Origin of the sequence: Kitasatospora sp. NPDC007106 (assembly GCF_040634455.1) — a bacterium.
In the GTDB taxonomy this organism is placed as follows: Bacteria; Actinomycetota; Actinomycetes; order Streptomycetales; family Streptomycetaceae; genus Kitasatospora; species Kitasatospora arboriphila.
In genome coordinates, this window is sequence record NZ_JBEYFP010000626.1 from 1 (window position 1) to 3,503 (window position 3,503).

Genomic DNA, 3,503 nt, shown 5'->3' on the forward strand with positions numbered 1-3,503 from the left:
CCGGGTGCCACCGCCGCGCCCGCGACGTCACCCGACTCCGGGACGCCGGGCACGACCGGGACGACGAACCCCCGGTCGGCCCTGCAGCCTCCCTCCCGGGCACCCGGCGGGCGACGTTCGACGGGCGTTCGGCGGGCCGTCCGCGCAGGTCGGCGGCTCGCTGCGGGGCTGCACGGGGGCTGCACGGGGGCTGCGCGACGTGGCGCCCGGTCTCACCGCTCTGCTGCCCGATAAGGGTTCGCTGGAGATGCCGTAACAGTCACTTATCGTAGTCGCCTGTTACGCTTGGTGGAGGTGACGTCGTCAGGACAACGTCAGGACAAGGAGGCTCGCGATGGCGCTGCACACCGTGGACGTGGATCGCTCCGACCCGGAGTACCGGGCCTGGCTGAAGGAGGCGGTGCGGAAGGTTCAGGCGGACGCCAACCGGTCCGCCGACACGCACCTGCTGCGCTTCCCGCTCCCGGAGGAGTGGGGCATCGACCTCTACCTGAAGGACGAGTCCACCCACCCGACCGGCAGCCTCAAGCACCGGCTGGCCCGCTCGCTCTTCCTCTACGGCCTCTGCAACGGCTGGATCAGACCCGGCAAGCCGGTCATCGAGGCGTCCAGCGGTTCGACCGCCGTCTCGGAGGCGTACTTCGCCAAGCTGATCGGCGTGCCCTTCATCGCCGTGATGTCCCGCACGACCAGCCGGGCCAAGATCGAGCTGATCGAGTTCCACGGCGGCCGATGTCACCTCGTCGACGACCCCTGCGAGGTCTACGACGTGTCCGCGCGGCTCGCCGAGGAGACCGGCGGCCACTACATGGACCAGTTCACCTACGCGGAGCGCGCCACCGACTGGCGCGGCAACAACAACATCGCCGAGTCCGTGTTCGCCCAGCTGGAGCTGGAGCCGCACCCCGAGCCGGCCTGGATCGTCGCCACCGCCGGCACCGGCGGCACCTCCGCGACCATCGCCCGCTACGTGCACTACATGCAGTTCGACACCCGGATATGCGTGGCCGACCCGGAGAACTCCTGCTTCTTCGACGGCTGGGTCAACAGCGACCCCGACGCCACCTGCCCCAGCGGCTCCCGGATCGAGGGCATCGGCCGTCCCCGGATGGAGCCCAGCTTCGTCCCGGGCGCCCTCGACCGGATGATGAAGGTGCCCGACGCCGCGTCCATCGCGGCCGTCCGCATCCTGGAGGACGCGCTCGGCAAGAAGGCCGGCGCCTCCACCGGCACCGGACTGTGGGGCGCCCTGCGGATCGTCGCCGAGATGCGCGCGGCCGGGCAGGCCGGCAGCGTCGTGACCCTCATCTGCGACCCGGGCGACCGCTACCTCGACAAGTACTACTCCGACGCCTGGCTCGCCGAGCACGGCATCGACATCGACCCGTACGTCGCCGAGCTCGAGGAGTTCCTCGCCGGGACGTCCATCGGCCTGGGCTGAGCCCTTGCCGCGGGGCGGCGTCCGCCGCCCCGCCCGGTCGGCCCATCCGGTCGACCGCCATGACGACCCACCCTGATGAACCACCCTGATGACCCACCATGACGGCCCGGGGAGTGCGCCACGTACTCCCCGGGCCGACGTGTGCGGTGACCCTCGCACCGCAGCCGCGCCGCGGCCACTCCCACACCGGGCCGAAGCGCCCACCGGCCGGACGCCAGTCACGGACCCGCCGGGCGGCAGAATCGTAAACCAGGGCGAGAGTTTCGGCCAGACCCCACGGATGGATTGGCGGGCAATGGCTGGGGTCGCCACCCCGGCAGTGGGCCGGCCGCTCCGATGGCACTCCATGAGTGGACGTCAACCCGGCGGAAATACCTCCGTGCACGGGGATTGACCGTCCAAAATTCGGGCCGCTAGCGTGCCTGAAACTTGCGTAGTCAACTACGAAAAGTTTCGAGAATCGTCACCGTGTGATCGTGAAAGGGACCTCCGTGATCCGAGCGACCCGCACCGCCCTCGTGGCGGCCACCACCGCAGCCCTGGCCGTCACCGCGCTCGTCCTCCCCACCGCCTCCGCCGCCACCGGCAGCACCGCCACCGCGGGCGGCACCGGCGCGTCCGGCGACGCCCGGGCGGCCGCCGCCCCGGCGAAGGACCCGGCGAAGGACCCGGCCGCCCGCACCCTCGGCGAGCTCGGCCGCCGCGCCGGCGTGCGCATCGGCACGGCCGTGGACATGTCCGCCCTCGCCGCCGACGCCCCGTACCGGGAGAAGGCCGCGACCGAGTTCAGCTCCGTCACCCCGGAGAACGTGATGAAGTGGGAGGCCGTCGAAGCCGTCCGCGGCACCTACACCTGGGGCCCCGCCGACGACCTCGTCGACTTCGCGCGGGACAACCACCAGCTGGTCCGCGGCCACACCCTGGTCTGGCACAGCCAGCTGCCCGGATGGCTCACCTCCGGCAGCTTCACCGCGGACGAGCTCCGCGACATCCTGCACCGTCACATCACCGACGAGGTCAAGCACTTCAAGGGCCACATCTGGCAGTGGGACGTCGTCAACGAGGCCTTCAACGACGACGGCACCCTGCGCGACTCCGTCTGGCTGCGCAACCTCGGCCCGGGCTACATCGCCGACGCCTTCCGCTGGGCCCACGAGGCCGACCCCAAGGCCGAGCTGTACATCAACGACTACAACATCGAGGGCGTCAACCCCAAGAGCACCGCACTGCTCGCCCTGGTCACCGAGCTGAAGGCGCAGCACGTCCCGATCGACGGCGTCGGTGTCCAGGGCCACCTCGCCGTCCAGTACCCCGCCCCGCACGACATCGCCGACAACCTGGCGCGCTTCGACGCCCTCGGACTGGACACCGCGATCACCGAGGCCGACGTCCGGATGGTGATGCCCGCGGACGCCACCAAGACCGAGGCGCAGGCCGAGGGGTACAGCGTGCTGCTGCAGGGCTGCCTGCTCACCGAGCACTGCACCGACTTCACGGTCTGGGGCTTCACCGACAAGTACTCCTGGGTCCCGAACACCTTCTCCGGCCAGGGCTCGGCCAACCTGCTCACCGAGGACTACCGCCCGAAGCCGGCGTACACCGCGCTGCGCCAGGACCTCACCCTCGCCGGCCGGCACTGACCGACACCTCCGGCGGACCGGCCGCTCGGATGGTCGGTTCAGGGGCGCGGGGGAGGTGCCCCCCGTGAGCCCCTGCACCGACCACCCGACCCGCCGGGCACCCTTCGCGGCCGGTCCGTACGAGCCCGCTGCGCCCGCCGGGTGACCGTCGGCGCGCCGCCCACCACCGCACCGCCCGCGGGGACAGGCTGGCCGCACGGGCCGGCCCGCCGCCCGTCCCCGCAGGAGGCGACGATGCACGACGGCCCGCTGTTCTTCCCGGTGACCCCGTTCGGCCCGGACGGCGAGATCGACACCGCGGTGTACGCCGCGCACCTGGAGGCCGGGATCGCCGCCGGTCCCGGCGCGGTCTTCGCCGCCTGCGGCACCGGCGAGTTCCACGCCCTGGACCCCGCCGAGCACGCCCGGCTGGTCCGGACGGC

The 3,503-nt window shown here is 71.9% G+C and carries 3 protein-coding genes; all 3 read left to right on the forward strand.

Translation table 11 applies throughout. From position 1 onward, the window contains the following. Positions 1–334 precede the first annotated feature (334 nt). The gene (locus ABZ641_RS29655; protein WP_344625071.1) at positions 335–1,441 is read left to right on the forward strand and encodes a PLP-dependent cysteine synthase family protein; all 1,107 of its coding nucleotides are present in this window, start codon (positions 335–337) and stop codon (positions 1,439–1,441) included. A 491-nt stretch (positions 1,442–1,932) separates the two neighbouring features. Continuing rightward, on the forward strand, positions 1,933–3,081 hold the full coding sequence (locus tag ABZ641_RS29660; RefSeq protein ID WP_344625070.1) for an endo-1,4-beta-xylanase: 1,149 nt from the start codon (positions 1,933–1,935) through the stop codon (positions 3,079–3,081). Between the two features lie 234 nt (positions 3,082–3,315). Then, on the forward strand, positions 3,316–3,503 hold a 188-nt coding region (locus tag ABZ641_RS29665), incomplete at its 3' end, for a dihydrodipicolinate synthase family protein (RefSeq protein WP_359986699.1).